The 24403-nt window shown below is 67.7% G+C and carries 27 protein-coding genes and 1 pseudogene; 3 read left to right on the forward strand and 25 right to left on the reverse strand.

Annotation, left to right across the window (positions count from 1 at the left end; genetic code table 11):
* Positions 1 to 4 precede the first annotated feature (4 nt).
* Positions 5 to 763, reverse strand: coding sequence for a class I SAM-dependent methyltransferase (locus ACLQ7T_RS11590; protein ID WP_420479570.1), 759 nt, complete (start codon positions 761 to 763; stop codon positions 5 to 7).
* Positions 764 to 808: 45 nt separating this feature from the next.
* On the opposite strand from ACLQ7T_RS11590, the gene gloB reads away from it, so the two are divergent.
* Entirely contained in the window at positions 809 to 1537 is a 729-nt protein-coding gene (gloB, locus tag ACLQ7T_RS11595) for a hydroxyacylglutathione hydrolase (protein ID WP_420479571.1), read from the forward strand.
* Between the two features lie 97 nt (positions 1538 to 1634).
* On the opposite strand, the gene ACLQ7T_RS11600 is transcribed toward gloB, so the two are convergent.
* The 24 genes and pseudogenes from ACLQ7T_RS11600 to ACLQ7T_RS11715 all read right to left on the reverse strand — a co-directional run bounded on the left by ACLQ7T_RS11600 (position 1635) and on the right by ACLQ7T_RS11715 (position 20058).
* Positions 1635 to 2387 (reverse strand): DUF4908 domain-containing protein, encoded by a 753-nt coding sequence (locus ACLQ7T_RS11600; RefSeq protein WP_420479572.1) that lies wholly within the window; start codon positions 2385 to 2387, stop codon positions 1635 to 1637.
* Between the two features lie 99 nt (positions 2388 to 2486).
* Positions 2487 to 3212: an acetoacetyl-CoA reductase gene (phbB, locus tag ACLQ7T_RS11605; protein WP_420479573.1), complete on the reverse strand. Its 726-nt coding sequence runs from the start codon at positions 3210 to 3212 to the stop codon at positions 2487 to 2489.
* 105 nt (positions 3213 to 3317) lie between these two features.
* The gene (locus ACLQ7T_RS11610; RefSeq protein ID WP_420479574.1) at positions 3318 to 4070 is read right to left on the reverse strand and encodes a DUF72 domain-containing protein; all 753 of its coding nucleotides are present in this window, start codon (positions 4068 to 4070) and stop codon (positions 3318 to 3320) included.
* A 42-nt stretch (positions 4071 to 4112) separates the two neighbouring features.
* Positions 4113 to 4460: a hypothetical protein gene (locus tag ACLQ7T_RS11615; RefSeq protein WP_420479575.1), complete on the reverse strand. Its 348-nt coding sequence runs from the start codon at positions 4458 to 4460 to the stop codon at positions 4113 to 4115.
* Positions 4461 to 4515: 55 nt separating this feature from the next.
* A pseudogene (locus ACLQ7T_RS11620) lies at positions 4516 to 4647 on the reverse strand (DUF72 domain-containing protein); the annotation flags it as partial.
* Positions 4648 to 4649: 2 nt separating this feature from the next.
* Entirely contained in the window at positions 4650 to 4967 is a 318-nt protein-coding gene (locus tag ACLQ7T_RS11625; protein WP_420479576.1) for a type II toxin-antitoxin system RelE/ParE family toxin, read from the reverse strand.
* Positions 4964 to 5218, reverse strand: a complete 255-nt coding sequence (locus ACLQ7T_RS11630) for a type II toxin-antitoxin system ParD family antitoxin (RefSeq protein WP_420479577.1) — start codon at positions 5216 to 5218, stop codon at positions 4964 to 4966. Before ACLQ7T_RS11630 ends, ACLQ7T_RS11625 begins: the two co-directional genes overlap by 4 nt.
* A 36-nt stretch (positions 5219 to 5254) precedes the next feature.
* Positions 5255 to 5884 carry a hypothetical protein gene (locus tag ACLQ7T_RS11635; protein ID WP_420479578.1) on the reverse strand — a complete coding sequence of 210 codons (630 nt, stop codon included), beginning with the start codon at positions 5882 to 5884 and terminating at the stop codon, positions 5255 to 5257.
* Between the two features lie 63 nt (positions 5885 to 5947).
* Positions 5948 to 7504, reverse strand: a complete 1557-nt coding sequence (locus ACLQ7T_RS11640; RefSeq protein WP_420479579.1) for a PAS domain-containing hybrid sensor histidine kinase/response regulator — start codon at positions 7502 to 7504, stop codon at positions 5948 to 5950.
* Positions 7505 to 7615: 111 nt separating this feature from the next.
* Positions 7616 to 8284, reverse strand: a complete 669-nt coding sequence (locus ACLQ7T_RS11645) for a hypothetical protein (RefSeq protein WP_420479580.1) — start codon at positions 8282 to 8284, stop codon at positions 7616 to 7618.
* A gap of 22 nt (positions 8285 to 8306) precedes the next feature.
* Positions 8307 to 8813 (reverse strand): CYTH domain-containing protein, encoded by a 507-nt coding sequence (locus ACLQ7T_RS11650; protein ID WP_420479581.1) that lies wholly within the window; start codon positions 8811 to 8813, stop codon positions 8307 to 8309.
* A 3-nt stretch (positions 8814 to 8816) separates the two neighbouring features.
* On the reverse strand, positions 8817 to 10178 hold the full coding sequence (locus ACLQ7T_RS11655) for a glutamate--cysteine ligase (RefSeq protein WP_420479582.1): 1362 nt from the start codon (positions 10176 to 10178) through the stop codon (positions 8817 to 8819).
* A gap of 53 nt (positions 10179 to 10231) precedes the next feature.
* Positions 10232 to 10684, reverse strand: a complete 453-nt coding sequence (locus ACLQ7T_RS11660) for an ion channel (RefSeq protein WP_420479583.1) — start codon at positions 10682 to 10684, stop codon at positions 10232 to 10234.
* A 25-nt stretch (positions 10685 to 10709) separates the two neighbouring features.
* Entirely contained in the window at positions 10710 to 11459 is a 750-nt protein-coding gene (locus tag ACLQ7T_RS11665; protein ID WP_420479584.1) for a 16S rRNA (uracil(1498)-N(3))-methyltransferase, read from the reverse strand.
* Positions 11460 to 11468: 9 nt separating this feature from the next.
* Positions 11469 to 12866, reverse strand: coding sequence for a hypothetical protein (locus tag ACLQ7T_RS11670; protein ID WP_420479585.1), 1398 nt, complete (start codon positions 12864 to 12866; stop codon positions 11469 to 11471).
* A gap of 127 nt (positions 12867 to 12993) precedes the next feature.
* A complete protein-coding gene (locus tag ACLQ7T_RS11675; RefSeq protein ID WP_420479586.1) occupies positions 12994 to 14157 on the reverse strand; it encodes an acyl-CoA dehydrogenase family protein in 1164 nt (387 codons plus the stop codon).
* Between the two features lie 210 nt (positions 14158 to 14367).
* Positions 14368 to 16155, reverse strand: coding sequence for an acyl-CoA dehydrogenase C-terminal domain-containing protein (locus tag ACLQ7T_RS11680; protein WP_420479587.1), 1788 nt, complete (start codon positions 16153 to 16155; stop codon positions 14368 to 14370).
* Positions 16156 to 16157: 2 nt separating this feature from the next.
* Positions 16158 to 16643: a MerR family transcriptional regulator gene (locus ACLQ7T_RS11685; RefSeq protein WP_420471310.1), complete on the reverse strand. Its 486-nt coding sequence runs from the start codon at positions 16641 to 16643 to the stop codon at positions 16158 to 16160.
* Between the two features lie 58 nt (positions 16644 to 16701).
* Complete coding sequence (locus ACLQ7T_RS11690; protein WP_420479588.1) at positions 16702 to 17049, reverse strand: hypothetical protein; 348 nt, start codon at positions 17047 to 17049, stop codon at positions 16702 to 16704.
* Between the two features lie 52 nt (positions 17050 to 17101).
* Positions 17102 to 17524: a DoxX family protein gene (locus tag ACLQ7T_RS11695; protein ID WP_420479589.1), complete on the reverse strand. Its 423-nt coding sequence runs from the start codon at positions 17522 to 17524 to the stop codon at positions 17102 to 17104.
* A 333-nt stretch (positions 17525 to 17857) separates the two neighbouring features.
* Positions 17858 to 18013 carry a hypothetical protein gene (locus tag ACLQ7T_RS11700; RefSeq protein WP_420479590.1) on the reverse strand — a complete coding sequence of 52 codons (156 nt, stop codon included), beginning with the start codon at positions 18011 to 18013 and terminating at the stop codon, positions 17858 to 17860.
* A 68-nt stretch (positions 18014 to 18081) separates the two neighbouring features.
* Positions 18082 to 18276, reverse strand: a complete 195-nt coding sequence (locus tag ACLQ7T_RS11705; protein WP_420479591.1) for a helix-turn-helix transcriptional regulator — start codon at positions 18274 to 18276, stop codon at positions 18082 to 18084.
* Positions 18273 to 18491, reverse strand: a complete 219-nt coding sequence (locus ACLQ7T_RS11710) for a hypothetical protein (RefSeq protein WP_420479592.1) — start codon at positions 18489 to 18491, stop codon at positions 18273 to 18275. Before ACLQ7T_RS11710 ends, ACLQ7T_RS11705 begins: the two co-directional genes overlap by 4 nt.
* Before the next feature lie 112 nt (positions 18492 to 18603).
* Positions 18604 to 20058 (reverse strand): protein adenylyltransferase SelO family protein, encoded by a 1455-nt coding sequence (locus ACLQ7T_RS11715; RefSeq protein ID WP_420479593.1) that lies wholly within the window; start codon positions 20056 to 20058, stop codon positions 18604 to 18606.
* Between the two features lie 194 nt (positions 20059 to 20252).
* On the opposite strand from ACLQ7T_RS11715, the gene nhaA reads away from it, so the two are divergent.
* Both nhaA and ACLQ7T_RS11725 read left to right on the forward strand, forming a co-directional pair.
* The gene (gene nhaA, locus ACLQ7T_RS11720) at positions 20253 to 21467 is read left to right on the forward strand and encodes a Na+/H+ antiporter NhaA (RefSeq protein ID WP_420479594.1); all 1215 of its coding nucleotides are present in this window, start codon (positions 20253 to 20255) and stop codon (positions 21465 to 21467) included.
* Between the two features lie 230 nt (positions 21468 to 21697).
* On the forward strand, positions 21698 to 24328 hold the full coding sequence (locus tag ACLQ7T_RS11725; protein ID WP_420479595.1) for a TonB-dependent receptor: 2631 nt from the start codon (positions 21698 to 21700) through the stop codon (positions 24326 to 24328).
* Positions 24329 to 24403 lie beyond the last annotated feature (75 nt).

Consider the following 24403-nt stretch of genomic DNA (forward strand, 5'->3'; position numbering starts at 1 on the left):
GCCTTTACGGATGTTTGGCCCGTCTCGCCAGATCGCGTGATGCGCGCGACGCCGGTTGCGGCTGCAGGCCGGGCGCCAGGACGGGCGCCGTCGCCACCGCCCCGCCGGGGCGGGCGCGGGCGTACATCTGGCGCGTGGCCTCCAGCAGGATCAGGCCGGCCGCCCCGGGCAGCACGCGCCGCCCGATCTGTTCCAGCCCGTCGGCCAGCGGCAGCAACGGGCCCCAGGGCGGCGCATACAGGGTCTGGGACCAGGCCGTCGGCTCCAGCCCGGCTTCACGCACCAGTCGCTCCAGCTGCCGTCGGGTGAAGGGTCGCCCGTGACCGAAGGGGGTGTTCTCCGACCGGGCCCACAGCCCGCCCCGCGCCGCCGCCACCAGGATGATCCGCCCGGTCGGGGCCAGGGCGCGGACCGCCTCCAGCATCAGGGCCTGGGCGTCGTCCGCCTCTTCCAGCGCGTGAACCAGCAGGATGCGGTCGAAGGATCCGGCCGCGAACGGCAGGCGCCGGTCGTCGACCAGCACCGTCCGGTTCTTCCCCGCCTGCGGCCAGAGCTCGACGCCCTGTCCGCCCGGCATGGCCGCCGCCAGCCGGCGGGCGCCGACGAAGGCGTCCAGCCACGGGGTGGCGTAGCCGAGGCCCAGAACATCGCAGCCGTTGGCCTCTCCCCAGGCGTCCTCCAGCCGCCGGGCCAGCAGGCGACGCACCACGGCCCCGGCGGGCTCGCCGTAGAACAGTCTCAGGTCGTCGATGCTGCGGCGCATGGGTGCAGCATAGACCCGTCGCCGGACGGCTGCCAGAATGACGGCATGACGCTGGAAATCCGCCTGTTCCCCTGCCTGACCGACAACTACGGCTTTCTGGTTCGTGATCAGGCGACCGGGGCGGTCGCGGCCGTCGACACCCCTGACGCCGACGCCATTCTGGCCGAGCTGGAACGGTCCGGCTGGGGGCGGCTGGACCTGATCCTCAACACCCACTGGCACCCCGACCACACCCAGGGCAACGCCGCGCTGAAGGCCGCGACCGGCTGCGAGATCGTCGGGCCGGAGGAGGTCCGCAGGGCGGCGCCGCTGGACCGGGCGATCGCAGGCGGCGACACGGTAAGGCTGGGCGAGACCGTGCTGGAAGTCTCCGACGCGCCGGGCCACACCCTGGGACACATCGTCTACCGGTCCGTCGCCGACGGGCTGGCCTTCGTCGGCGACGTGCTGTTCACCCTCGGCTGCGGCCGTCTGTTCGAGGGGACGCCGGACCAGATGTGGGCCAGCCTGCAGAGGCTGGCCTCATGGCCGGACGAGACGGTGATCTGGTGCGCCCACGAATACACCGCCGCCAACGCCCGTTTCGCCCTCAGCCTGGACGATCGTCCGGAGATGCAGGCTCGCGCGGCGGAGGTCTTCGCGGCGCGTGAACGGGGCGAACCGACCGTGCCCACCACCATCGGTGCCGAGAAGGCCTTCAACCCGTTCCTGCGCGCCGCCGATGCGGCCGACTTCGCGGCCCGACGGGCGGCCAAGGACAGCTTCGCCGGATAGGACGACGGCGGCCCGACTCCGTAGAGCGCCACGCCAGGGTCCGCGCGGCTTCGACAAGCGGCCGGTCCAGAGGCTCGGCCGGATCGGATGGCGCACGCTACCGTGTCCGGGAAGGCTCGGTCAGCAGGGCCCGGATCACCCGGGCGGAGGAGGGGCGGCCGGCCATGCCTTGATCCGGGTCCAGCTCAACGGTCAGCACGCCGCCGGCGAAGGTGACGCTCGACCGACGGCCTTCGGTGATCAGAATGGTGCGCAGGCCGTTCAGGCTCGCCCGGGTCGTCGGCGAACGGGCCATGCGGATCACGGCGTCGGTGGTCACGATGAGCGCCTCGACGCAAAGCGCCTCGGAACGTTCACCGTCGAGATTGATGGAGATCAGTCGTCCGGTCGCCTGGCTGATCATGGCGCTCCGGCGCGCCATCAGCTGCCACAGCTGAAGGGGCCCCAGTCGCGGGTTCGTCAGGCTCTCGCCGGGGCCGGTGAAGGAGGCCGGGGAGCCGCTGGGCGCGCGGGTGGTGAAGACCGTTATTCCCCCGCCCGGCGTCAGACGCAGAATCTGCTGACCTGCATCGTTGCGATAGATGACGTCTCCCCGCGGCGCCGGGGTCGGACGCAGCACCCAGGTTTCGTCGCGCACGTCAAACCGCAGCAGCGGCAGCTGCCCGGAGCGATCCAGGGTGAAGGCTTCGCCCGCTTCGGACACATAGTGGCCCACCCGGGGCAGGGTCCGCGTGCCCACGCCCCGCTCGCGCAGGGCCTGGCTTTGCTCGGCCTGGGCGTTGCCGCGCTCCTGGGCGACGACCGGACCGGCGGCGAAAACAAGGGCGCTCACCGCGACGGCGAACGCCATCGCGGTCTGAAGCGGCGTCGACGCCGTTCTGACCTTCCCCGTCAACTTCATGGGTGTCTTGGTGGAATCGCCACGCGGCGGATTTTGGGCAGGCTGCGGTCAGCCGACCAGATACTGACCGCCGTTCAGCGACAGGGTGCAGCCTGTGACATATCCGGCACGCTCCCCGGCCAGCCACGACACCATGTCGGCGATTTCCTCGCCTTTTCCGAGCCTTCCGACCGGAATCTGGGCCACAATCCCGGCCAGCACCTTCTCGTCCATCGCGCCCACCATCTCGGTGTCGATATAGCCGGGGGCGATGCAGTTCACCGTCACGCCCTTGCGCGCATTCTCCAGCGCCAGCGCCTTGGTGAAGCCGATCATGCCCGCCTTGGCGGCCGAATAGTTGGTCTGGCCGATCTGGCCCTTCTGGCCGTTGATCGAGGAGATGTTGATGATCCGGCCGTGGCCGCGGTCGCGCATGCCGTTGATCACCTGGCGCGTCATGTTGAAGACGCTGTCCATGTTCACGCGGATCACGTCCGACCACTGGTCGGCGCTCATCTTGTGGAAGAAGCCGTCGCGGGTGATGCCGGCGTTGTTCACCAGCACGTCGATGGGGCCCAGTTCGGCCTCGATGTCCGCCACGGCCCGGGCGCAGTCGTCAAAGCTGCCGACATTGCCCTTCACCACCATCACGCCCAGCTCGCGGGCGGTCGCCTCGGCGGCCTCGGTGTTGCCGGAATAGCCGGCCGCGACCTGCAGGCCGTCTTCCTTCAGACGCTGAACGATCGCCTTGCCGATACCGCGGGTTCCACCCGTCACCAGTGCGACGCGAGCCATGGGCGCTTCCTTGTGTTTTCCTGGGGCGGCGACCTCTGCCGGGCCGCCTGCTTCTCTACGCTTTAACCCGCAGGTCGTTGCGCGCAAAGACAAGCTTCTGTGGCGTTACGCCTTCAGCCTGTCGATCAGGGCCATCGCCGCCGCCGGATTGCGTACCTTCGCCCCGGCGATGAAGTAGGCGAACACATCGCCGCGTTTCGCCCAGTCCCGCGTCTGTTTCGCGATCCCGTCCAGTTCGGCCGGGGTCATGCCGGTCGGCTCGTCCGGTTTCGAGGACATCATCCGGGCGTAGGTGAAGTCGGCGGTCGGCTGGTCGATCTTCGGCCACTCCGGCGCCTCGTCATCCTCGGCATAGACGATGGCGCAGCCGTACTTCGCCGCCAGATCGTAGAACTGCGGGGTGTCGAAGGTCGGACTGCGGACCTCCAAGGCGTGCCTCAGGCGAACGCCGTCCTTCTCCTTCGGCAACAGCTTCAGGAAGCCCTCGAAGTCGACCGGATCGAACTTCTTGGTGGCCATGAACTGCCAGTTGATCGGCCCCAGCTTGTCGCCCAGCGCCGTCAGCCCCTGATCCAGGAACCGCTCCAGGCTCTCATTGCCCTCGGACAGCACCTTGCGGTTGGTGCAGAACCGGCTGGCCTTCACGGCGAAGACGAAGTCGTCCGGCGTCTCGTCGCGCCACTTCATCCAGGTGTCGATCTTGAAGCCCGAATAGTAGGTGCCGTTGATCTCTATGCTGCTGAGTTTGCTCGACGCGTACTCCAGCTCGCGTTTCTGACTGAGCTTCTCGGGATAGAATACCCCGCGCCAAGGCTCGAACGTCCAGCCGCCGATGCCAACCCTGATGGTGTTCGTCACTGACTGTCTCCGTTCATCGCGATCCGGGTTTCGCTCGCCTTACTAGTCCAGAAGCGGCGCTGTTGGTCGAGCGGTCGAGGCCGTGACGTTGCGAGAATCCACCAGGATGTGAACTTCTCCCGGCTCCTCTGGTAGGGGGACCGTCACCTCCCCAGACGCGGTTGCGATCTTGATGCTACCGGTGACTGGGCAAAGGCGAAACGCGGCCGACAGATCCGTTGAAGGGTCATAGTCGTCGAGAAGTCCTTCCCATCGCGTCTCGTCCGACACCACTGAAGCGTTGGAGCGCTGGAAACCCACGAAATAGATGTTCGCGCACGTCGATGTTGCTTGCTGCTCCGCGCCTGCCTGAACGGCCAAGGCTAACAACGACGCAAGGATGGAAATCATCTCCGCACTCCGACAGTCAGTTTTGATGATTTGTTTGGTGTAGAGCCCCACACACAATTTCGATCGAGGTCAGCCTCTCGCTGGCGTACGCCAGCTCCTTCTTCTGACTCAGCTTGTCCGGATAGAAGGTCCCGCGCCACGGCTCGAACGTCCAGCCGCCGATGCCGACGCGAATGGTGTGGGTCATGATCAATCGTTACCTGCCTCTGTGCCACCGCGCGGATCATCCTGCCAGTCTTCGTGGCCGTGGCGAACGCGTATGATCACAATCCCGTCCGTTTCCCGCTCATAGACAATCACATGGGAGCGGTGCGGGTAGATGTGTACCGGCGGCTCGTAGTCCAGACGCAGGCGGGCCATCTCGGGATACAGTGCAAGGTTCTCGAACACGTCGGCGAGTTCGTCCTGATATCGATCAGCCTGTCGGATGCCGAACTGATCGTGGCCTTGAACGTAGATCGTGATCAGATCCTCACTCGCCTGATCTGTCAGGCGGTACCGTCTCATCCCGCTTTACGGCGTTGGGCAATGCGGGCAAGCGCCTCCGTCCTGATGTCTTCCATGGTTCGGGTGGAGATTCCGCTGGCCCGGCCCTCGTCGATCAGCGCCTGCATATGCGCGATCTTCTCCGCCTTGATCTGCTCGCGGCGGATCAGGTCGCGGATGACGTCCGAGGAGTTGGCGTAACGCCCGTCCTTCGTTTGGTCCTCGACCCATTTCTTCATCTGGGCGGGCAGGGAGATGTTCATGGTGGCCATGGGGACAGGGTCCGCCTGATGGCAAACCTTGTCAAATCACGGACGGTCGCCCGCCGCGGCCTCTCGCCCGCCGGCCGCAGTGCTGGCCATCTGTCCGGGCGTGGTCACGCTCAGCACCGCCAGCGCCAGATAGATGGCGATGTGGAGGCCGACGGTCAGGGCGAAGACCCAGCCGCGCCGGAACAGGGCCGCCGGCGTCACCAGCCCGACGTAGAGCAGCAGGTTGAAGCCGTAGGCCGAGGCCATGAACGTGAAGTTCGGCTTTCCGACATGCATCAGCAGACACAGGGCCACCATCAGCACATTGGCGAGGATCAGCAGCAGCAGGACCGGCGTCTTGTTCGCCTCGAAATGCGCATCGAGGCTGGGCGCGTCGTCTTCCGGTTCCGGAAAGATCAGGCTGGCGGCGATGAAGTAGACGATCGCCACCACCAGACCGGCCAGAAGCATGCCGTAGCTGTAGGGCGCCGTGCCGAAATTGGTCCAGGCCGCGTCCCAGAAGGTGGCGATGTCGAAGGCGGCGAAGAGGGCCAGCAGGGGCGTTCTCCAGCCCACCTTCACCGTCTTGCGGTGCTTGAAGGCGCGGGCCGCGCCCGTGGCCAGCACGGCCACCGACAGGCCCAGCACAAGGCCGTAGAAACTGAAGAAGAATTCGAACGCGCCCACGGCTGTCCCCCGACACAAAACCCGGCTTCACCATAGGCGGCGGCGTGTCCCGCGTCACCGGGGTCAGGCCGCCAGCGCGTCCTGCATTCCGGCCAGAAGGCTGGCGGCGGTGATCGGCTTGGCGATGTGGCCGTCGGCGCCCGCGGCGGCGCCTTCGGCCCGATGTTCGATCATGGCGTTGGCGCTCAGCATCAGGATGGGGATGCGCATCCGCTGCGGCGTCGCCGCCTCGATGGCGCGGATGGCGCGGGTCGCGCTCAGCCCGTCCATCACCGGCATCTGCATGTCCATCAGCACCAGATCAAACTCGTCAGCCTTGAAGGCGGCCACGGCGGCGGCCCCGTCCTCGACGATCTCCACCTCGACCCCCTGCGCCTGCAGGATGAGCTGGACGACCCTCTGGTTGGTCGGGTGATCCTCGGCGACCAGCACCCGAAGGGCCCGGGCGATCATCGGAATGGGGGCGGCCGAGACCGGTCGGGCGGCGGCCCGTTCGAGGGGCACGTGGAACTGGAACCGGCTGCCCTTGCCCGGCGTCGAGCGGGCGCTGATCGCGCCGCCCATCATCTCGACCAGCGAACGACAGATCGACAGGCCCAGACCGGTCCCGCCGAACCGGCGGGTGATCGTGCCGTCGGCCTGGTTGAAGCGTTCAAACAGCCGCGCCGCATGGTCCGAATCGAAGCCGATCCCGGTGTCCTCGACCGCGAACATCAGGCTGGCCGCGCCGCCTTCCGACAGGATGGACACCTCGACGGTGATGCCGCCCTCGGCGGTGAATTTCAGGGCGTTCGACAGCAGGTTGCCGATCACCTGCCGGATGCGCGTGCTGTCCCCGACAAAGAGGCCGGTCGCGTCGGCCGTCCGGCGCACGGCGAAGGCCAGCCCCTTGTCCTGGGCCCGCGCCTGCATCAGGTCGATCGGGCCGAGGGCCTCGTCCAGATCGAACGCCCGGGCTTCCAGGTCCAGTTGTCCGGCCTCGATCTTGGACACATCCAGAATGTCGGACACCAGCCGCTCCAGCGTCACGCCGGAGCCGCGGATCAGTTCGACCATCTCGGCCTGTTCCGGCGTCAGTCCCGTCCGGGCCAGGGCGTCGACGATCCCGATCACCCCGTTCAGCGGGGTGCGGATCTCATGGCTCATGTTCGCCAGGAAGTCGGATTTGGCGACATTGGCCGCCTCGGCCGCGGCCTTGGCCTCGACCAGGGCCGTTTCGGCGGCGACCCGTTCGGTCACGTCCCGGGCCACGCCGTAGATTCGGTCCCCGAACCGCTGTGCCCGCCATTCCAGCGTCAGGTAGTGGCCGTCCTTGTGCCGGTAACGGTTGATGTAGCCTCGCGGGTGGTCGCACGGGCGGCGCTGCTCGACCTCGACCGCGCTGGCGAGCGTGCCGGGCATGTCGTCGGGATGCACCAGATCCAGCAGGCGGGTGCCCTGTATCTCCTCGGGCGCATAGCCGAGGAGACGCCGCCAGGAGGGGTTTACCCGGACGACGACGCCGTCGATGTCGCGGATCACCAGCAGGTCCAGGGAAACGTCGAAGAAGATCGACAGCTCCTCACGCGGCGCGTCGTCGGCGGGTGCGAAGAGGGCGGGCGCCGGATGGACGGAACTCATTGAGGCGCTCGGCTGGACGTCATGCGCTGACGGTAACCCGGCTACCGTTAAGGTCGCCTTGCCGACACCCGGGTTCGATGGGGACAGAAGGTCGCGGCGCGTCGGTTCGCGTCAGGGGCGCGGCGGGAACCGGAGTGAGCCTATCGCGGCGTTGGCCGGACCGATGGCGTTGCCGTAGCCGCTGGATTCGATGATGACGGACCGGCTCCCGTCGCTGATCACGGCCGAGATGCAGTCGCCCGCCCCCGCATGGAAGCCGGTGTCCGGCTCGCTGATCCCGCAGGTCGTCGTCGCCCGGAGCCCGGGGTGGCCGTTGACGGTGAAGGCTTCGACGGGGTTGGGTTCGAACCGCCCGTAGGTGGTCATCAGCTGCCCGTCGGCGTTGCGCCGGTAGCCAAGATCGTCCGCCGCGACGGCCTCCAGCGACGCCGCCTTGACCTGCACGGTCAGCAACTCGCGCATATAGGGCTCCGCGGACGGGTCCGACACGACCACGCATTGCGGCATGTCGCCTTCGCAAGGCGAGACAGTCAGCCCGGGGCCGGGGTCGAATGCGACGCCGAGCGCGGCCCGGGGGGCGGCGACCGGTTCCACCGCGGCCGACGGGGCGGCTTCGCCAGCCGTCGCGGGGCCGGTCGAGGAGGGCGGCGCCGGGCTGTCGGACGCCGGTTCACAGCCGCTGACCGCCAGCGCGGCCACCACCATCACAATGCCCGGCCTGACCACATCGTCCTCCCTATTCGCGGGGGCGAGCTTCAGTCCGTCGCGCGCGGCGATCAAGCCCTTGGTCGGCGTTCCCTGATCAGAGGGCCAGCGAGGCCACATAGGCCGGGTCGGCCAGCCTGCTGTTGACGAACTCGGTCTGTCGCTCGCGTGGCACCACATAGCGGATCAGGGGCGCCAGCTCCGGCAGGATTTCCGGCGGCTGCTCCATGTCCTCGGGCATCTCGCACTCGGCCATGGCGAGATAGAAGCGGCCGTCGGAGTCCAGGAACAGGTCAATGTCCCACGCAAGTCCGTGCGCGTCGGTCACCGCCCGACGCAGCTTGTGGATGCGCCGGGTGGTCAGCGGCCACAGGTCGTCGAAATCGCGCGTCTCCAGCGCCGTCTCGATCTCGACCAGCCGCCCGCCCGCGTCGATCTTGTAGGTGAAGCTGTCGCTTGGCCGGCCGTCGCGCATCCGGCGGCGGATACGGGCGTCACCGGGCAGATAGCCCTGACGGACGTCGTCCCAAGCCTCGCGCGGCCACACCGCCAGCACAGCCGCCGGATCGGCCAGCACGAATTTGCGCTCGTTCTCGGTCGGCACGGTTCAGTAGGCGAAGTCGCGGTACAGGCGGGTCAGGTCGCCCTGCCAGTCGCCGTTGTACAGCTCCAGCAGACGCTCGGCCGGGGTCACGCCGCTGTCGGCGATGTCTTCCAGTTCGGACAGGTAGCCGCGTTCGTCCACCATGCCGCCGGAGAAGCGGGCGCGGTTTTTCAGGCCCTGCTTGGCGATGGCGACCATGTCCACGGCGATGTCGCGCACGGTGCGGCCGCCGACCTCGGCCCTGAGGCCCAGACGGGTCACGTCACGGCGCAGGCGCTCGTGATCGGCGATGTCCCAGGCCTTGACCAGGTCCCAGGCGGCCGCCTGGGAGGGGGCGTCGTAGAGGATGCCGGCCCAGAGGGCCTGCAGCGCGCAGATGCGGCTCCACGGCCCGCCGTCGGCGCCGCGCATCTCCAGATAGGCCTTCAGGCGCACCTCGGGGAAGAGGGTCGTCAGGTGGTCGTTCCAGTCCTTCAGCGTGGCCCGTTCGCCCGGCATGTCCTCCAGCCGGCCGTCCATGAACTGGCGGAACGAGCGGCCCGACAGGTCGATGTAGCGTCCGCCGCGCTTGGCGAAATACATCGGCACGTCCAGCGCATAGTCGGCATAGCGCTCGAAGCCGAAGCCGTCCTGGAAGACGAAGTCCAGCATGCCCGTCCGGTCCGGATCGGTGTCGGTCCAGACATTGGCGCGGGCGGTCAGGAAGCCGTTCGGCCTGCCCTCGGTGAAGGGGCTGTTGGCGAACAGGGCCGTAGCCACCGGCTGCAGCGCCAGCGATGTGCGGAACTTGGCCACCATGTCCGCCTCGCTCTCGAAGTCGAGGTTCGACTGGATGGTGCAGGTGCGCAGCATCATGTCGAGGCCCAGCGAGCCCTTCTTCGGCATGTAGGCGCGCATGATGCCGTAGCGGCCCTTGGGCATGACGGGCACGTCCTCGCGCGCCCACATCGGATCGAAGCCCGCGCCCAGGAAGCCGAGGTCCAGCTGATCGGCGACCTGCTTGACCTCCAGCAGGTGCTGGCCCGTCTCGTTGCAGATGTCGTGGACGTCCTTCAGCGGTGCGCCCGACAGTTCGAACTGCCCGCCCGGCTCCAGACTGATGGAGGCGGTCATCCCTTCGGCGTTCTTCCGCTCCAGGGCGATGACGTTCTCGCCCTCATAGACCTTGTCCCAGCCGAAGCGGGTCAGGCCGTCCAGCATCGCCTTGATGCCGTTGGGGCCCTCGTAGGTCGGGCGGCGCAGGGTCGAGCGGTCGAAGCCGAACTTCTCGTGCTCGGCGCCGATGCGCCATTCGGCGCGCGGCTTGATGCCCTTCGACATGGCCCCGATCAGGTCATCCCGGGAAAGCGGTGCGGCGTCGGCCATGTGGATCTGTAACCCCTCTTGTCGCGGCTAGATGGGCGACAAGACGGCCCGGCTCAAGGGGGAAGCTGACGATGCTTTCGGGACGGGGGCATGAACCGGGTCATCACCGTCACGAAGAAGGCGATCGACCAGCCCAGCAGCAGGGCGCCGTTCACCCCCTCGATTCCGCCCAGAAGCCGCCACTGACGGTCGACGACCGCATCGGAATAACCGATCGAGGCATAGCTGATGGTCGAGAAATAGATCGCGTCCCTCAGCCCCTCGATGGCGCCGACGCCGAGGTACAGCAGGCCGTAGAGCCAGATCTCCAGCCCGTGCAGGGTCAGCAGTCCGAGGGCCAGCAGGCAGGCGATCGCGGCGCCGCGAAGCGAGGCCGGGCTGACCCGGGTCTCTTCGTGATGACCGTCGAGCGCCCGCAGCATCCGGCTGAGCACCAGCAGGCCCGCGCCGTGGATCACCACCGTCAGGACGACCATCACGGTCGCGAAGACCAGCTCGATCAGCATCCGGCCATTGTGCCGGAACGCCGCTCTACGGCAAGTCCGCCCGGTCCCAGTCGCCGATCGCCGCCTGCCACAGGGTCAGGGCGGTGGTGGCGGCGGTGTCGGCCCGCAGCACGCGCGGGCCCAGCGACACGGCGGTGGTGAAGGGCAGGGACCGCAGCCGCTCCCGCTCCTCCGGCGTGAACCCGCCCTCCGGCCCGATCAGGATGGCCCACGGAACTCCTCCCTCACCGGGAGAGGGCGCATAGGAGGCGAGCGCGCTCATCACCGGCGCCCCGCCGGTCTCGTCGCAGAACATCAGCCGGCGGCCCTCGTCCCAGCCGTCCAGCAGGGCGGCCAGGGTCTGCGGCTTGTCCACCGGCGGCACGTCCAGCCGCCCGGTCTGTTCGGCGCTCTCCTCGGCGATGGCGTCCAGCCGGTCGAGGCGCAGGTGCTGCGGCTGGGTGCGGGCGGTGGTCATCAGCCGGATGCGCGCGGCGCCCAGTTCCGTCGCCTTCTCCACCGCGAACTCCAGCGCCGCCTTCTTCACCGTGGCGATGACCAGATGCACGTCCGGCGGGTTGATCTGCGCCCGAACCTGGTCTTCGGCCTTCAGCACCACACCCTTCTTCAGCACCTCGGCGACGCTGACGCGCCACTCGCCGTCCTTTCCGTTGAAGACCCGCAACGCGTCGCCCGCCTTCAGCCGCATCACCTGCGTGAGATAGCGGGACTGGTCGAGCGTCGGCGCCAGGGGGGCGCCGGCGGACAGGGGCTGGGGGATATGGAGACGGATCACCCGGCTGTTCTAGTGTGCGGGCTCGTCCATGGGTAGGGCTTCCCCACCCGCGCTCCCGTCCCATCCCAACTGCGACAGCAGGTCCCGGCCGGCCTCGCCCGCATTGTGCAGGGCGTCGTCGAGGAAGGCAGGGGGCGCGGAGGCGGCGACCGCGTCGCCCCGCTCGGCCCGCGTGGTGGTCGGGCTCCAGCCGGTCAGGTGCAGCATGACCGCGAAGCCCGCGACATAGGCGATCGGCACATACCAGCCCTTCCAGAGCCAGCCCCAGACCGACCGGCCTTCCGGGAACAGGGTGGTCAGGGCGACCCCGGCCGAGGAGCCGAACCACATCATCGAGCCGCCGAAGCCGACGGCGAAGGCCAGGATGCCCCAGTCATAGCCGCCCTGCTTCAGCGCCAGGGCGGTCAGGGGAATGTTGTCGAACACCGAGGAGAGCACGCCCAGGCCGAAGGCCGTCTCCCACGAGGCTTCCGGCAGGCGCTCCACCGGCATCAGGGAGGCGGTGGCAACGAGAGCGGCCAGGAACAGGGCGCTGCGCGAGGCGTCGCCCAGCACCGCCAGCCGCGGCGTGCGGATCACGCTGGTCAGGATCAGGGCGGCCCACAGGCTCAGGCCCAGCCACGGCGCGGCGTCCTGATATTCGGGATACCAGGCGTTCCCGGCGAAATTCACCACCAGCATGGTCAGCAGGATGAAGACCACCACCCCGGTCCGGACCCGGTCGACGCGCGGGGCGTCCGGCGCCTCGTGGGGCTGGATCGGCGCATGCCGGTGCTGCTGGATCGCCGCCGGCACCCCGAGGATCAGGACGGCGACGGCGGAGGCGAGGAAGGCCTTCATCACGTCGAACGGCGAGACCCCGCTGATCCACATCATCGTCGTGGTGGTGTCGCCCAGGACGCTGCCCGCCCCGCCCGCATTGGCGGCGGCGACGAGGGCGGCGAGGAAGCCGAGACTGACCTTGCCGTTGAACACATGCCGCGCCGCCACCCCGCCGATGATGGCGGCGGCGATGTTGTCCAGGAAGACCGACATCAGGGCGACCAGCCCCAGCAGGGCGAGGCCGCCGGTCCAGCCGTCCGGCAGGATGCGCGGCAGGGCCTCGGGCAGGTTGCTGCGCTCGAACTGGTTGGCCAGCAGGGCGAAGCCCAGAAGCAACAGGATCAGGTTGCTCAGCAGCACGGCCTCGTGGCCGGCGTGGACGATCAGCCCCTCCAGCCCCGGGCCCTCGTTGAAGCCGGTGAAGACCAGCTTGTAGAGGCAGGTCGCCGCCAGTCCGCCCAGGGCGACCAGCAGGGTTCGATGGTGGAAGATCGCCACCCCGGCCAGGGTCAGGCCGAAAATGAAGAATTCGCCCGGCGTCGCGCGCAGGGCCTCGCCCGCCGTAGCGGCCGCTGAAAGCAGCATGTCCAAGATCACACCCCCCGATGAGGGCGCGATTAGTTAATGCAAAGCTTCCCCGATCAATGGGCGTCGAACGCTGTCCGGCGGAATCGTATGCCTCTGTGGCCTTCCGGTCGCCCTTGATCCGTCGTCAGAGCGTCCGGGCGATCAGCAGCTTCATGATTTCGTTGGTGCCGCCGTAGATGCGCTGGACGCGGGCGTCCTTGTACAGCTGGGCGATCGGATACTCGTTCATGTAGCCGTAGCCGCCGTGCAGCTGCAGCATCTCGTCGATGACCTCGCCCTGGATGTCGGTGACCCAGTATTTGGCCATCGAGGCGGTGGCGGCGTCCAACTTGCCCTCGAGGTGCAGGCCCATGCAGTGGTCGACGAAGACCTTGGCGACCGTCAGCTTGGTCTTCACCTCCGCCAGTTTGAACTGGGTGTTCTGGAAGTCGATGATCCGCTTGCCGAAGGCCTTGCGCTCCTTGACGTAGGCCAGGGTCGATTCCAGCCCGCGCTCGGCGGCGGCGACGCCCTGGATGGCGATGTTCAGGCGCTCCTGCGGCAGCTGCTGCATCAGGTGGATGAAACCCTGCCCCTCGGTCCCGCCGATGACGTTCTCCAGCGGCACCTTCACGTCGTTGAAGAACAGCTCGGAGGTGTCGTTGGCCTCCATGCCGATCTTGTGCAGGTTCCGGCCGCGCTCGAAGCCCTCGGCCCCGTCGGTCTCGACCACGATCAGGCTGGTGCCCTTGGCGCCTTCCGACGGGTCGGTCTTGGCGACGACGATGATGAAGTTGGCCAGCTGGCCGTTGGTGATGAAGGTCTTGGAGCCGTTCAGGACGTAGTGGTCGCCCTGTTTGATGGCGGTGGTCTTCACGCCTTGCAGGTCAGACCCGGCGCCGGGCTCGGTCATGGCGATGGCGCCGACCAGTTCACCGGTCAGCAGGCGCGGCAGCCAGCGCTGCTTCTGCTCCTCGGTGCCGTAGTGCCAGACGTAGGGCATGACGATCGCATTGTGCAGCGAGATGCCGAAATGGTCCGCGCCCTTCCAGCCCAGCTGGCGCATCAGCACGACCTCGTGGCGATAGTCGCCGCCGAAGCCGCCGTCCTCTTCCGGCATCGACAGGCCCAGCAGGCCCGCGTCCCCGGCGTCGTTCCACAGCTTGCGCGGCACCGAGCTGTCGGCGATCCATTGCTGGACCTTCTCCAGCGGCGCGTGTTCGTCGATCCATTTGCCGACGCTGTCCGAGAAGAGGGTGATCTCCTCGTCCTGCATGAAGGCGGGTTCGGGGCTGTTGAGGACGTTCATGATCAGTCTCCAGATCCTTCTCCCGACGGGAGAAGGTGGCGGGGCGGAGCCCCGTCGCATGAGGGTCGGGTGTGTCAGTCGGCGTAAGCCGACCCTCACCCTTTCGCCTTGCCGATCGCTTCGCTCCCGGAGGCTCAAGCCCTCTCCCGTCGGGAGAGGGTCTTTCAGTCCGTCGCTGCCGGGGTCACGCCACGGCAGTCAAATCCGTCGTCAGAAGGCGTCCGCCGGCATGTCCATCAGGACGTCCGCGCCGGTCTTCATCTTGACCAGATGCGCGGCGGCGTCCGGCAGGATGCGCTCGACGAAGTAGCGGCCGGTCTGCAGCTTGCCGGCGTAGAACGGATCGGTCGAACCGGCGTCGATCTGCTTCTGGGCGGCGATGGCCATCTGGGCCCAGACATAGGCCAGGGCGGTCAGGCCGAAGATGTTCAGATAGTCGGTGGAGGCGGCGCCGGCGTTGTCCGGATTGGCCATGCCGTTCTGCATCAGCCACATGGTGCCGTCCTGCAGCTTCTTCTTCACATCGGCCAGACCGTCGATGAAGGGCTTCACCGACTCGCCGGCGTCGCCATTCTCCGAGACGAAGGCGTCGATCTCGCCGAACCAGCTCATGATGGCGCGGCCGCCGGCGGACGGCAGCTTGCGGCCCACCAGGTCCAGCGCCTGGATGCCGTTGGTGCCCTCGTAGATCATGGTGATCCGCGCATCGCGCAGATACTGCGAGGCCGGGAAGTGTTCGGTGTAGCCCGAGCCGCCGTGGACCTGCATGGCCAGCGAGGCGGCGTGGAAGCCTTTGTCGGTCAGATAGGCCTTCAGCACCGGGGTGAGCAGACCCATGTAGTCCTTGGCCTTCTGGGCGACGGCTTCGTCTTCCGACTTCTCGAGGTCGGCCTGGAGCGCGGTCCACAGGATGAAGGCCTGGCCGCCTTCGACGAAGGCCTTGGCCTCCAGCAGCATGCGGCGCACGTCCGGGTGGACGATGATCGGATCGGCCGGGCCGTCCGGGTTCTTCGGTCCGGTCAGCGAGCGGCCCTGCAGGCGATCCTTGGCGAACTCGACGGCGGCCTGATAGGCGGCGGTGCCGATCGCCAGGCCCTGCAGGCCGGTGCCCAGGCGGGCCTCGTTCATGACCACGAACATGTTGTTCATGCCGCGGCCTTCCTCGCCGATCAGCCAGCCCTTGGCGCCGTCGTACTGCATGACCGCCGTGGCGTTGCCGTGGATGCCCATCTTGTGCTCGAGGCCGGCGCATTCCAGCGTGTTGCGCTCACCCAGCGAGCCGTCCTCGTTGACGAGGAATTTCGGCACCACGAACAGCGACAGGCCCTTGATGCCCGGGACCGCGCCTTCGACGCGGGCCAGCACGGTGTGGATGATGTTGTCGGCGAAGTCGTGCTCGCCGGCCGAGATCCAGATCTTCTGGCCGGTGATCGAATAGCTGCCGTCGCCGTTCGGCACGGCCTTGGTGCGCACCATGCCCAGATCGGTGCCGCACTGCGGTTCGGTCAGGTTCATCGTGCCGGTCCATTCGCCGGTCGACATCTTAGGCAGGTATTTCTGCTTCAGTTCTTCCGAGGCGTTGGCGTGGATGCCGGCCCAGGCGCCGGCGGTCAGGCCGGGGTACATCGAGAAGGCCGCCGAGGCGCCGGCGGTGAACTGGCCCACGGCCGAGCCGATGACCGAGGGCATGCCCTGGCCGCCGTAGGCCGGGTCCATCATCAGCGAGGGCCAGCCGGCCTCGACCATCTGGTGATAGGCTTCCTTCCAGCCCTTGGGCGTGGTGACCACGCCGCCGTCGGCCCAATGACAGCCTTCCTTGTCGCCCGGATTGTTGATCGGGGCGATGACCTCGTCGGCGAACTTGCCCGCCTCTTCGAGGATCTGCTGGGCCAGCTCCGAGGACACGTCCTGGAAGCCGGGCTGGTTGGTGTAGCGATCGATCTCCAGCACTTCGGACAGGATGAAGGTCAGGTCGCGGACAGGCGCCTTGTAGGCCATGATCAGGCTCTCGCTTTGAAGGGCTGGTGGTGGTGTTCGGTGTTGAGGCGGGCCTTCATCAGGCTCGCGTATTCGTCGGCGCCGGGCAGGAGGTCGGGGCGGTATTCGCCCAGCTTCTCCTCCATCCAGCGGCAGGCTTCTTCCGCCGTCTCGATGGCGCCTTCGATGTCTTCGAGTTGCTGCTTCAGCGCCGCGATCTGGGCGCGGTGCTGGCGCAGGGCCACGGCCATCTGATGGGCGTTGTGGTCCTTGCGGTCATACAGATCCAGCATCGACTGGATCTCCTGCAGGCTGAAGCCGATGCGGCGGCCGCGCAGGATCAGTTTCAGGCGGGCGCGGTCGCGGGCGTCGTAGACGCGCGTCTGGCCCTTGCGCGCCGGCGTCAGCAGCCCCTTGTCCTCATAGAACCGCAGGGCGCGCGCCGTGGCGCTGAACTCGCGGCACAGCTGGCGGATGGAATAGGTGCGGTGATCGTCAGCGGTCGCCATGCGCAAGGCATAGCGCAAACTTTACGCGGACGTAAAGGGAAGCTTTCGGGCCCGGTCGCTAGTCAGCCCAATCGAGCCAGACCGCGAACATGACAGGGTTGGTTTCCTGCAACGCGGTCCTGACGAGATCGCCGACCAGCCGATGCGAATCCTGCGCCCTGACCGACCAGGATTCGAGCTTCTGATCGGGCGTCTCGCCGTGCAGGCTGAGGTCGAGCCGCGCGACGTCGTGCTCACCGTCAATCTCGAACGCCTCGATATTGCAGATGACGCGATCAGCCCCAAGGCACCGTTCGGACAGCGCCAGCAGATCGTTCGTGGTGAGGTAGGGAGCCTTGCCGTAACCCGAGAGGCCGTTTCTGAAAACGGCCTCGATATCGGCGCCGCCGTCGCGTGCTTCTGTCATGTCCGTCTCCAGTCAGGCGAGCTTAACGGGAGGCGGTATCGGGCTGAAGCGTTCAGCGCACTTCCCGCGCCCGCATCCACAGCACCGGGGCGGTCATGGCGACCAGGATCAGGTTGGTGACGGCCGGGCCGGCGTCCAGGCCGAAGGCGTGAACGGCCAGCATGACCGTTTCGAGCACCAGCAGGCCCGAGGCGGCGACGACCAGCAGCGGGCGGCCGTGTCTCCACGAGAGGACGGGCGCCAGCATAAGGGCGGCCAGCACCATCTCGGCGACGCCGAGGCCGCGCACGAAATTCTCCGGCGCGAAGGCGGGCCAGCGCATCAGGTTGATCAGATTGGCGAACGGCTCGCTGATCTTGGCGTAGCCGGCCGCGACGAAGAACATCGCGATCCAGCCCTGCAGGGTCCACAGGGTCAGGTTCCGGTAGCTGGCGTTCAGCCGCGCGCGGGCGGGGGTGAGGGTCTGAGAAGTCATTTTCGATGACGCCGATGTGGCGCTCTTGTTATTTGCAACAGTCGCGAGATCGGATCGGCCGGTCCCTTTTGCAAGGGCGTGAAGCGGGGGCGTAACCATCCGTGACTTTCCTGTGACATCACCCCGCGGCCAAAGCGTGGCCTTATCTATAAAACATTGTAATGCGACCGGCGTTTCCCGAGCGTTAAGCGGCGGAACGCGCGGCGGGGGCGGGCAGGTCATGGCGATCTCCGGCGGGCGAGGGGCCGGCGCTGCGCCGACCCCTTCCGGATCTACCGCCACCCTGCCGCCAGCCTGCTGTCAGCAGTCCCCGACCGGGTCCCGGGCCGGGGCTCAGGCGGGGGTGCTGACGGCCGCGACCGGCGCGGACGGCGGCGTGGTCTGGGCGTCGACGGCGGACAGGAAGGCCGAGGCGACGATCGTCAGGCAAAGGCCGGCGGCGAAGGCTTCCAGGCAGGCGACAGCGCGCCCCAGGGTGCTGGTGGTCATGGTCGTGTTCCTTAGATGTGAAGGCAGGGGCCGGGGCGAGTCCCGGCGGGATGGGCCTGGGGCCCTGTTCAGGGATGGAAGAGGGCTTCCACCGGGGTCTGCAGGTGTCGGGCGACCCGGCAGGCCAGGGTGACCGACGGATCGTAGCGGCCGTTCTCCAGCGCTCTCAGCGTGCGCAGGGAGATGCCGAGCCGCTCGGCCAGTTCGGCCTGGGTCAGGCTCTGGGCCTGACGCATGGCCCGGATCGGATGGGCGGGGATCATTGGCTGTCCCATCCATAGCGGCGGCTGAAGCTGATCAGGGCGTTGACCAGGGCGACCACGATGGCCGCGGCGCCGATCGAGGGGGCGTCGCCCCAGTTGGCCGGCCAGAGCGGCAACGGGTCCGTCAGGCCGCCCGCGAGGACGACGACGATCAGCAGCATGAAGGTGGCGGCGCCCGGCGAGCGCCAGTCCTGTTCGGATATCGACTTGGTCATGACAAGGCTCCCTGTCGTTGTGACAAGGGTGTTTTACATCACTGTCCAAGTTAGTCAAGCGTCTTTGACACGATGACAAGCACGCTTGCTCAAATCCCGCTGTGGCGGGCGTCTACGGGGCTCGCGCGGTCCGGATCGCCGCCAGTCGCGCCAGTTTTTCGTGGAAGGGCGCCCAGTCGTCCGCCTCGGCTATGGCGGCCCAGATCGCCTCGACCTCGTCGATCAGCATCTCCTCCGGCTCCGGTTCGGCGAAGGCCGGGTTCTCCAGCCGCTCCGGTCGGTCGGGTTCGTGCTCGAACAGCGAATACCGGAAATTGTCGAACGTCTTGCCCTGCCACAGCTTTGCGCGCGGTCCGGCCACCGCCCGCGCGGCCGAGGCGAAGCCGCCGAACCAGTCGTGGAACACGGGCTCCCAGCGACCGGCCTCCCCGACCTCGCGCAGCAGGGCCAGGGTGGTGTCGAGCAGCCGCTGGTCGGCGGCCTCGCCGAGGCTCTTCACGCCCAGCCGCATCAGGAAGGCCGCGCGCAGTTCGCGGATATAGGCCTGGCCGAACCCGTTCAGCGCCGCCGTCAGGCGCTCCGCGTCCGCGATCGGCTTCAGCGCGCCGCCCAGCTGGGTCAGGGCCCAGAACACCGCCTCCGGCTGGCGCGCGAAGGCGTAGAGGCCGGTCTGGTCGAAATAGGCCGCCGTGAAGCCGGGTTCGTACCAGGGCAGGAACCGCCAGGGGCCGTAGTCGAAGCTCTCGCCGGTGACGTTCAGATTGTCGGTGTTCAGCACGCCGTGCACGAAGCCCGCCGCGACCCAGCGCGCCGTCAGCCGGGCCGAGGCGTCGACGACGGCGGCCATGAAGCCGGCGACGTCTCCGGCGGCGACCTGCGGATGGTACAGGGACCGGGCATGCTCCACGAGCGTCTCCAGCATGTCCGTCCGGCCGAAATAGGCTGCGCGCTGGAAGGTGCCGAAGCGGATGTGGCTGTGCGACAGGCGCACCAGAACGGCTGACCGGGCGGGCGAGGGCTCGTCGCCCCGCTCCAGCGCCTCGCCGGTCTCGATCAGGCTGAAGGCGCGGCTGGTCGGAACGCCCTGGGCCTCCAGCATCGCGGCCGCCAGCACCTCGCGCACGCCGCCCTTGAGGGTCAGGCGGCCGTCGGCGGTGCGCGACCACGGCGTCGTGCCCGACCCCTTGGAGCCCAGATCAAGAAGTCTTCCCGGAAGGGCGCTATCGCTCGCGACGCGGTCGCTCGCGGCTTGAGCGCCCGGCGTTTCCCTCAGCTGCGCCGCCAGAAACCCTCGCCCGTCGCCCAGCTCCGGATTGTAGGTCCGGAACTGATGGCCGTGATAGCGCATGGCGATCGGGCCCGGCTGGTCGGGCAGGGGCGTGAAGCGGGCGAAATGCGCGATCCACTCCACGTCGGTCAGGGTCTCCAGTCCGACGGTCGCCGCGGCGCGGTCATTCCGGAAGCGCAGCACGGTCTGGGGGAAGCTCGCCGCGTGTACGGCGTCGCCGTATTCGTCGCCCAGGGCGGAGAAATGCGGTTCGGGGCGGTAGCGGGCGGACACGGGCATGGCCGCCACATGCGGCCTCAAAGCCGCTTTCGCAACTGCGAAGCCTTGAACCTCCGGCCGCCCTCCGTATTGTAAAGGCAGACATCAGGCCGGTCTGCTCGCGGACCCGGCCAGGCCGGCGCCCCCGCGGCGAACCCGGTCCGGCGCCCGTCGATAACCTGGCGTCATGAAACCCCCTTTGGTCCGGAGGCGACATGGCGCGCAAACTCACGCTTGAATTCCTGAAGACGGAGGCCGGCTCGGGCACGGTGCTGGGCTTCGCCGCCCTGCTCGCCCTCGTGGTCGCCAACTCGCCGTGGTCGGCCGACTATTTCGGCTGGCTGAAGAGCGAGCATGTGGTCCAGCTCGGACCGATCATGCTGGAGCTGACGATCTCCGAGTGGATCAAGGAAGGCCTGATGGCCATCTTCTTCCTCGTCGTCGGCCTGGAGATCAAATACGAGATCCTGCGCGGCGAACTGAGCGATCCGCGCAAGCTGGCGACGCCGGTGCTGGCCGCCGTCGGCGGCATGGTGGCTCCGGCCCTGGTCTATCTGGTCTTCTCGACCGCCTTCGCCGGGCCGCACGCCGGATGGCCGATCCCGCTGGCCACCGACATCGCCTTCGCCCTCGCCGTCTTCGCCATGGTGGCGCGCAACCTGCCGTCGTCGCTGCGGGTCTTCCTGTTGACCCTGGCCATCGTGGATGACCTCGGCGCCATCGCCCTGATCGCTGTCCTCTTCTCCAGCGGGGTCCAGGTCGGGCCGCTGATCTGGGTCGGGGCCCTGCTGGTCGCCGGCTTCCTGGTCGCCCGGTGGAAGAAGATTCCGTCGCCGTTCTGGGTCCTCGGCTTCGGTCTGGTCTGGTATCTGACCGTGCAGTCGGGCCTGTCGACGTCCCTGACCGCCGTGGCCTTCGCGGCCATCGTGCCGGTCAACGACCGCCGCTGCGACGGGCAGAGCCCGCTGCAGGAGGCGATGCACGACCTGCACCCCTATGTCGCCTACGTCATCCTGCCCCTTTTCGCCTTCGCCAAGGCCGGGGTCAGCTTCGCCGGCCTGTCGATCGAGCAGGCCTTCGCGCCCCTGGTTCTGGGCATCGCCCTGGGCCTGTTCATCGGCAAGCAGGTCGGCGTTCTGGGCGCGGCCGCCCTGGCCGCCGTCACCGGCATCGGCCGTCGTCCGACCGGGGCGACCTGGCTCGAACTCTACGGCGTGGCCCTGCTCTGCGGGGTCGGCTTCACCATGAGCCTGTTCATCGGCATCCTGGCCTTCCCCGGCGCGATCGACTCTCCGGAGCAGGTCGAGGTGAAGATCGGCGTGCTCGGCGGCTCTATGTTATCAGCGATCACTGGCGCAATAGTTCTTGGGATCGCCGCCCGTCGGCGCAAAAAAATGGTCGGCCCTGACGCTGAAACCGGGGCGGATTGAGCGAATATTGACCTAACGTCATCGCTTTTTGTCGCTTTTGCGTCACAGTTCGGCTTCGCCTAACGATGAAATGCGGCGCGGCGGAACGGCGCTTCTTGTCGGTGAGTCCCGCCTGAGTTACCCAAACGACTGGAGTATCGCGTTCCACGTCAAGAACGCGGCCCAAGGGATCAGGAAACGCCGCGGCCGCCGTTGAAGCACGGCGCCCCGGCCTCAGTCGGGGAGTGGGCATGCGCCTCACCAACAGTCTTCGCACCACCGTTTCGGCCGCTGTCGTCAGCGCCTGCGTCTTCGGCTTCGCCGGCGTCGCGGCGGCGCAGGACCAGGGTAGTCCGGCAACCATCGACGACATCATCGTCACCGCCCAGAAGCGCGAGCAGAACCTGCAGGACGTGCCGATCGTGGTCACCAGCCTGCCGGCCGAGGCGCTGGAGAACGCGGGCGTCCGCGACATCAAGGATCTGCAGATCCTGACGCCGGGCATGACCGTGACCTCGACCCAGTCGGAGGCCTCCACCACCGCCCGTATCCGCGGCGTCGGCACCGTCGGCGACAACCCCGGCCTGGAAAGCTCGGTCGGCGTCGTGATCGACGGCGTCTACCGTTCGCGCAACTCGGTCGGCTTCGGCGACCTGGGCGAAATGAGCCGCATCGAAGTGCTGAAGGGGCCGCAGGGCACCCTGTTCGGCAAGAACACCTCGGCCGGCGTCATCAACATCCTGACCGAGGCGCCGTCCTTCACCCCCGGCTTCTCGGGTGAGCTGACCGGCGGCAACTACGGCGCCATGGGCGCCTCGGGCTCGGTGACCGGTCCCCTGACCGACCAGCTGGCCTTCCGCCTGTACGCCGGACGCCGTGTGCGCAACGGCTTCTACGACGTCGACACCGGTGACGGCCCGCGCGCCAACACCGACGACCAGAACCAGGACTTCTTCACCACCCGCGGTCAGCTGCTGTGGCTGCCGAACGACAACACCTCGATCCGGGTGATCGGCGACTACACCACGCGCGACGAATATTGCTGCGTCGGCGTCCAGCTGCGCACCGGCCCGACCTATCCGTTCATCGACATGCTGTCGAACGGCACCGGCCAGCGTCCGCCGGCCACCGGCTACGGCGCCCTGCCGTACTCGCGCCAGGCGTTCGCCAACCGCGGCACCGGCCAGGAAATCCATGACATGGGCGTCTCGGTCGAGGCGAACATCGATCTGCCGTCGCTGTTCGGCGGCGCCACCCTGACGTCGATCACGTCGTGGCGCGACTGGAACGGCGAAATCGGCATGGACATCGACTACACCGGCGCCGACATCCTGTATCGCGAACAGGATGGCGACTACGGCTACTCGGTCGACAACCTGACCCAGGAACTGCGTCTGGCCGGTTCGAACGACCGCTTCGACTGGCTGGTCGGCCTGTTCGCCACCCGTGAGCGCATCGGCCGCGCCGACAGCTACTACTTCGGCGCCGACTACGGCCCGCTGCTGTCGCTGCTGCTGACGGCCCAGCTGAACGCCGCGACCGCCTCGACCCCGACGCCTCCGGGCCCGATCCCGATCAACCCGGGCCGGGTCGGCTGCTTCACCGCGACCGGCCAGACCGCCGCGGGCCTCGGCGGCTGTCTGTACGGCGCCGTTCCGGCCACCGGTCCCGGCTTCATCGTCGGCCAGGGCGTGGAGGACTTCTACGAGCAGGAGTCGACCTCCTACGCCATCTTCACCAACAACTCCTGGCACGTCACCGACCGGTTCGACCTGACCCTGGGCCTGCGGTACACCCTGGACGACAAGAGCCTGGAAGCCCGTCAGCGCAACGTGAACGGCAACGGCGCGACCTGCGCCGCCTTCGGCGCCAACGCCGCCGCCATCGCGGGCGCCCTGGGTCCGTCGGCCGCGTCGACCATCGTCGGCAACGCCTGCCTGCCCTGGGCCAACGCCGCCTACAACAACCGGAACATCTCCGAGAGCTTCGACGACGGCGAACTGAGCGGCACCATCAAGGCGTCGTACCGTCTGAACGACTCGGTCATGACCTATGTGTCGTACGCCCGCGGCTACAAGAGCTTCGGCTACAACCTGGACCGGGTGCAGACCGGCATCACCCCGACGGCTTCGCTGCTGTTCCCGTCGGAAGTCGTCGACAGCTATGAAGCCGGGGTGAAGATGACCCTGGTCGACCGCACCCTGCTGCTGAACGCGACCTACTTCGACCAGACCTTCAGCGACTTCCAGCTCAACACCTTCCTCGGCACCGCCTTCGTGGTGGAGTCGATCCCCGAGCTGACCTCGCGCGGTGTGGACGCCGACTTCCTGTGGTTCACCCCGGTCGAGGGCCTGAGCCTCAGCGGCGGCGTGACCTACACGGACACCCAGTACGGCGCCTTCACCGCGGCGGACCTGACCAACCCGGGCAACTTCCCGCAGCTGTCGCTGCTGCCGGGTTCGCGGGCCTCGTTCGCGCCGGAATGGTCGGCCTCGGCCTCGATCAACTATGATCGCAGCATCGGCAACGGCGGCCGCGTCGGCTTCAGCCTCTCGGCCAAGTACATGAGCGAGTACAACACCGGCTCGGATCTGCTGCCCTGGAAGATGCAGGACGCCTTCACCACCGTGAACGGCCGCATCTCGATCGGCACCGACGACGAGCGCTGGACCCTCGACATCTGGGGCCAGAACCTGACCGACGAGGAGTATGTCCAGGTCGCCTACAACGCGCCGCTGCAAGGCTCCGCCTTCCAGTCGACGCTGCAGTCGGGCGGCACCCACCCGGGCACCTACTACAACGGCAATCTGGACACCCAGACCTACGACGCCTTCCTCGGCCAGCCGCGCACCTACGGTGTGACGCTCCGCGTGAAGTACTGATCGCTTCAGCCTCGCTGAAACGAGGAACCGGCCGGGGGCGACCCCGGCCGGTTTTGTTTTGGGCGATACCCGGGA

It is taken from the genome of Brevundimonas sediminis, from assembly GCF_048799765.1.
In the GTDB taxonomy this organism is placed as follows: Bacteria; Pseudomonadota; Alphaproteobacteria; order Caulobacterales; family Caulobacteraceae; genus Brevundimonas.

Bases quoted from the DNA above. Each gene is read 5' to 3' on its own strand.
- ACLQ7T_RS11625 (WP_420479576.1), bottom strand. From the start codon at position 4,967: ATGAGACGGTACCGCCTGACAGATCAGGCGAGTGAGGATCTGATCACG.
- ACLQ7T_RS11615 (WP_420479575.1), bottom strand. From the start codon at position 4,460: ATGATTTCCATCCTTGCGTCGTTGTTAGCCTTGGCCGTTCAGGCAGGC.
- ACLQ7T_RS11685 (WP_420471310.1), bottom strand. From the start codon at position 16,643: ATGGCGACCGCTGACGATCACCGCACCTATTCCATCCGCCAGCTGTGC.
- ACLQ7T_RS11655 (WP_420479582.1), bottom strand. From the start codon at position 10,178: ATGGCCGACGCCGCACCGCTTTCCCGGGATGACCTGATCGGGGCCATG.
- ACLQ7T_RS11630 (WP_420479577.1), bottom strand. From the start codon at position 5,218: ATGGCCACCATGAACATCTCCCTGCCCGCCCAGATGAAGAAATGGGTC.
- phbB (WP_420479573.1), bottom strand. From the start codon at position 3,212: ATGGCTCGCGTCGCACTGGTGACGGGTGGAACCCGCGGTATCGGCAAG.
- gloB (WP_420479571.1), top strand. From the start codon at position 809: ATGACGCTGGAAATCCGCCTGTTCCCCTGCCTGACCGACAACTACGGC.
- ACLQ7T_RS11725 (WP_420479595.1), top strand. From the start codon at position 21,698: ATGCGCCTCACCAACAGTCTTCGCACCACCGTTTCGGCCGCTGTCGTC.
- ACLQ7T_RS11640 (WP_420479579.1), bottom strand. From the start codon at position 7,504: ATGAGTTCCGTCCATCCGGCGCCCGCCCTCTTCGCACCCGCCGACGAC.
- ACLQ7T_RS11715 (WP_420479593.1), bottom strand. From the start codon at position 20,058: ATGCCCGTGTCCGCCCGCTACCGCCCCGAACCGCATTTCTCCGCCCTG.
- ACLQ7T_RS11700 (WP_420479590.1), bottom strand. From the start codon at position 18,013: ATGACCACCAGCACCCTGGGGCGCGCTGTCGCCTGCCTGGAAGCCTTC.
- ACLQ7T_RS11590 (WP_420479570.1), bottom strand. From the start codon at position 763: ATGCGCCGCAGCATCGACGACCTGAGACTGTTCTACGGCGAGCCCGCC.
- ACLQ7T_RS11705 (WP_420479591.1), bottom strand. From the start codon at position 18,276: ATGATCCCCGCCCATCCGATCCGGGCCATGCGTCAGGCCCAGAGCCTG.
- ACLQ7T_RS11670 (WP_420479585.1), bottom strand. From the start codon at position 12,866: ATGCTGCTTTCAGCGGCCGCTACGGCGGGCGAGGCCCTGCGCGCGACG.
- ACLQ7T_RS11695 (WP_420479589.1), bottom strand. From the start codon at position 17,524: ATGACTTCTCAGACCCTCACCCCCGCCCGCGCGCGGCTGAACGCCAGC.
- ACLQ7T_RS11690 (WP_420479588.1), bottom strand. From the start codon at position 17,049: ATGACAGAAGCACGCGACGGCGGCGCCGATATCGAGGCCGTTTTCAGA.
- ACLQ7T_RS11675 (WP_420479586.1), bottom strand. From the start codon at position 14,157: ATGAACGTCCTCAACAGCCCCGAACCCGCCTTCATGCAGGACGAGGAG.
- ACLQ7T_RS11680 (WP_420479587.1), bottom strand. From the start codon at position 16,155: ATGGCCTACAAGGCGCCTGTCCGCGACCTGACCTTCATCCTGTCCGAA.
- ACLQ7T_RS11710 (WP_420479592.1), bottom strand. From the start codon at position 18,491: ATGACCAAGTCGATATCCGAACAGGACTGGCGCTCGCCGGGCGCCGCC.
- nhaA (WP_420479594.1), top strand. From the start codon at position 20,253: ATGGCGCGCAAACTCACGCTTGAATTCCTGAAGACGGAGGCCGGCTCG.
- ACLQ7T_RS11600 (WP_420479572.1), bottom strand. From the start codon at position 2,387: ATGGCGTTCGCCGTCGCGGTGAGCGCCCTTGTTTTCGCCGCCGGTCCG.
- ACLQ7T_RS11660 (WP_420479583.1), bottom strand. From the start codon at position 10,684: ATGCTGATCGAGCTGGTCTTCGCGACCGTGATGGTCGTCCTGACGGTG.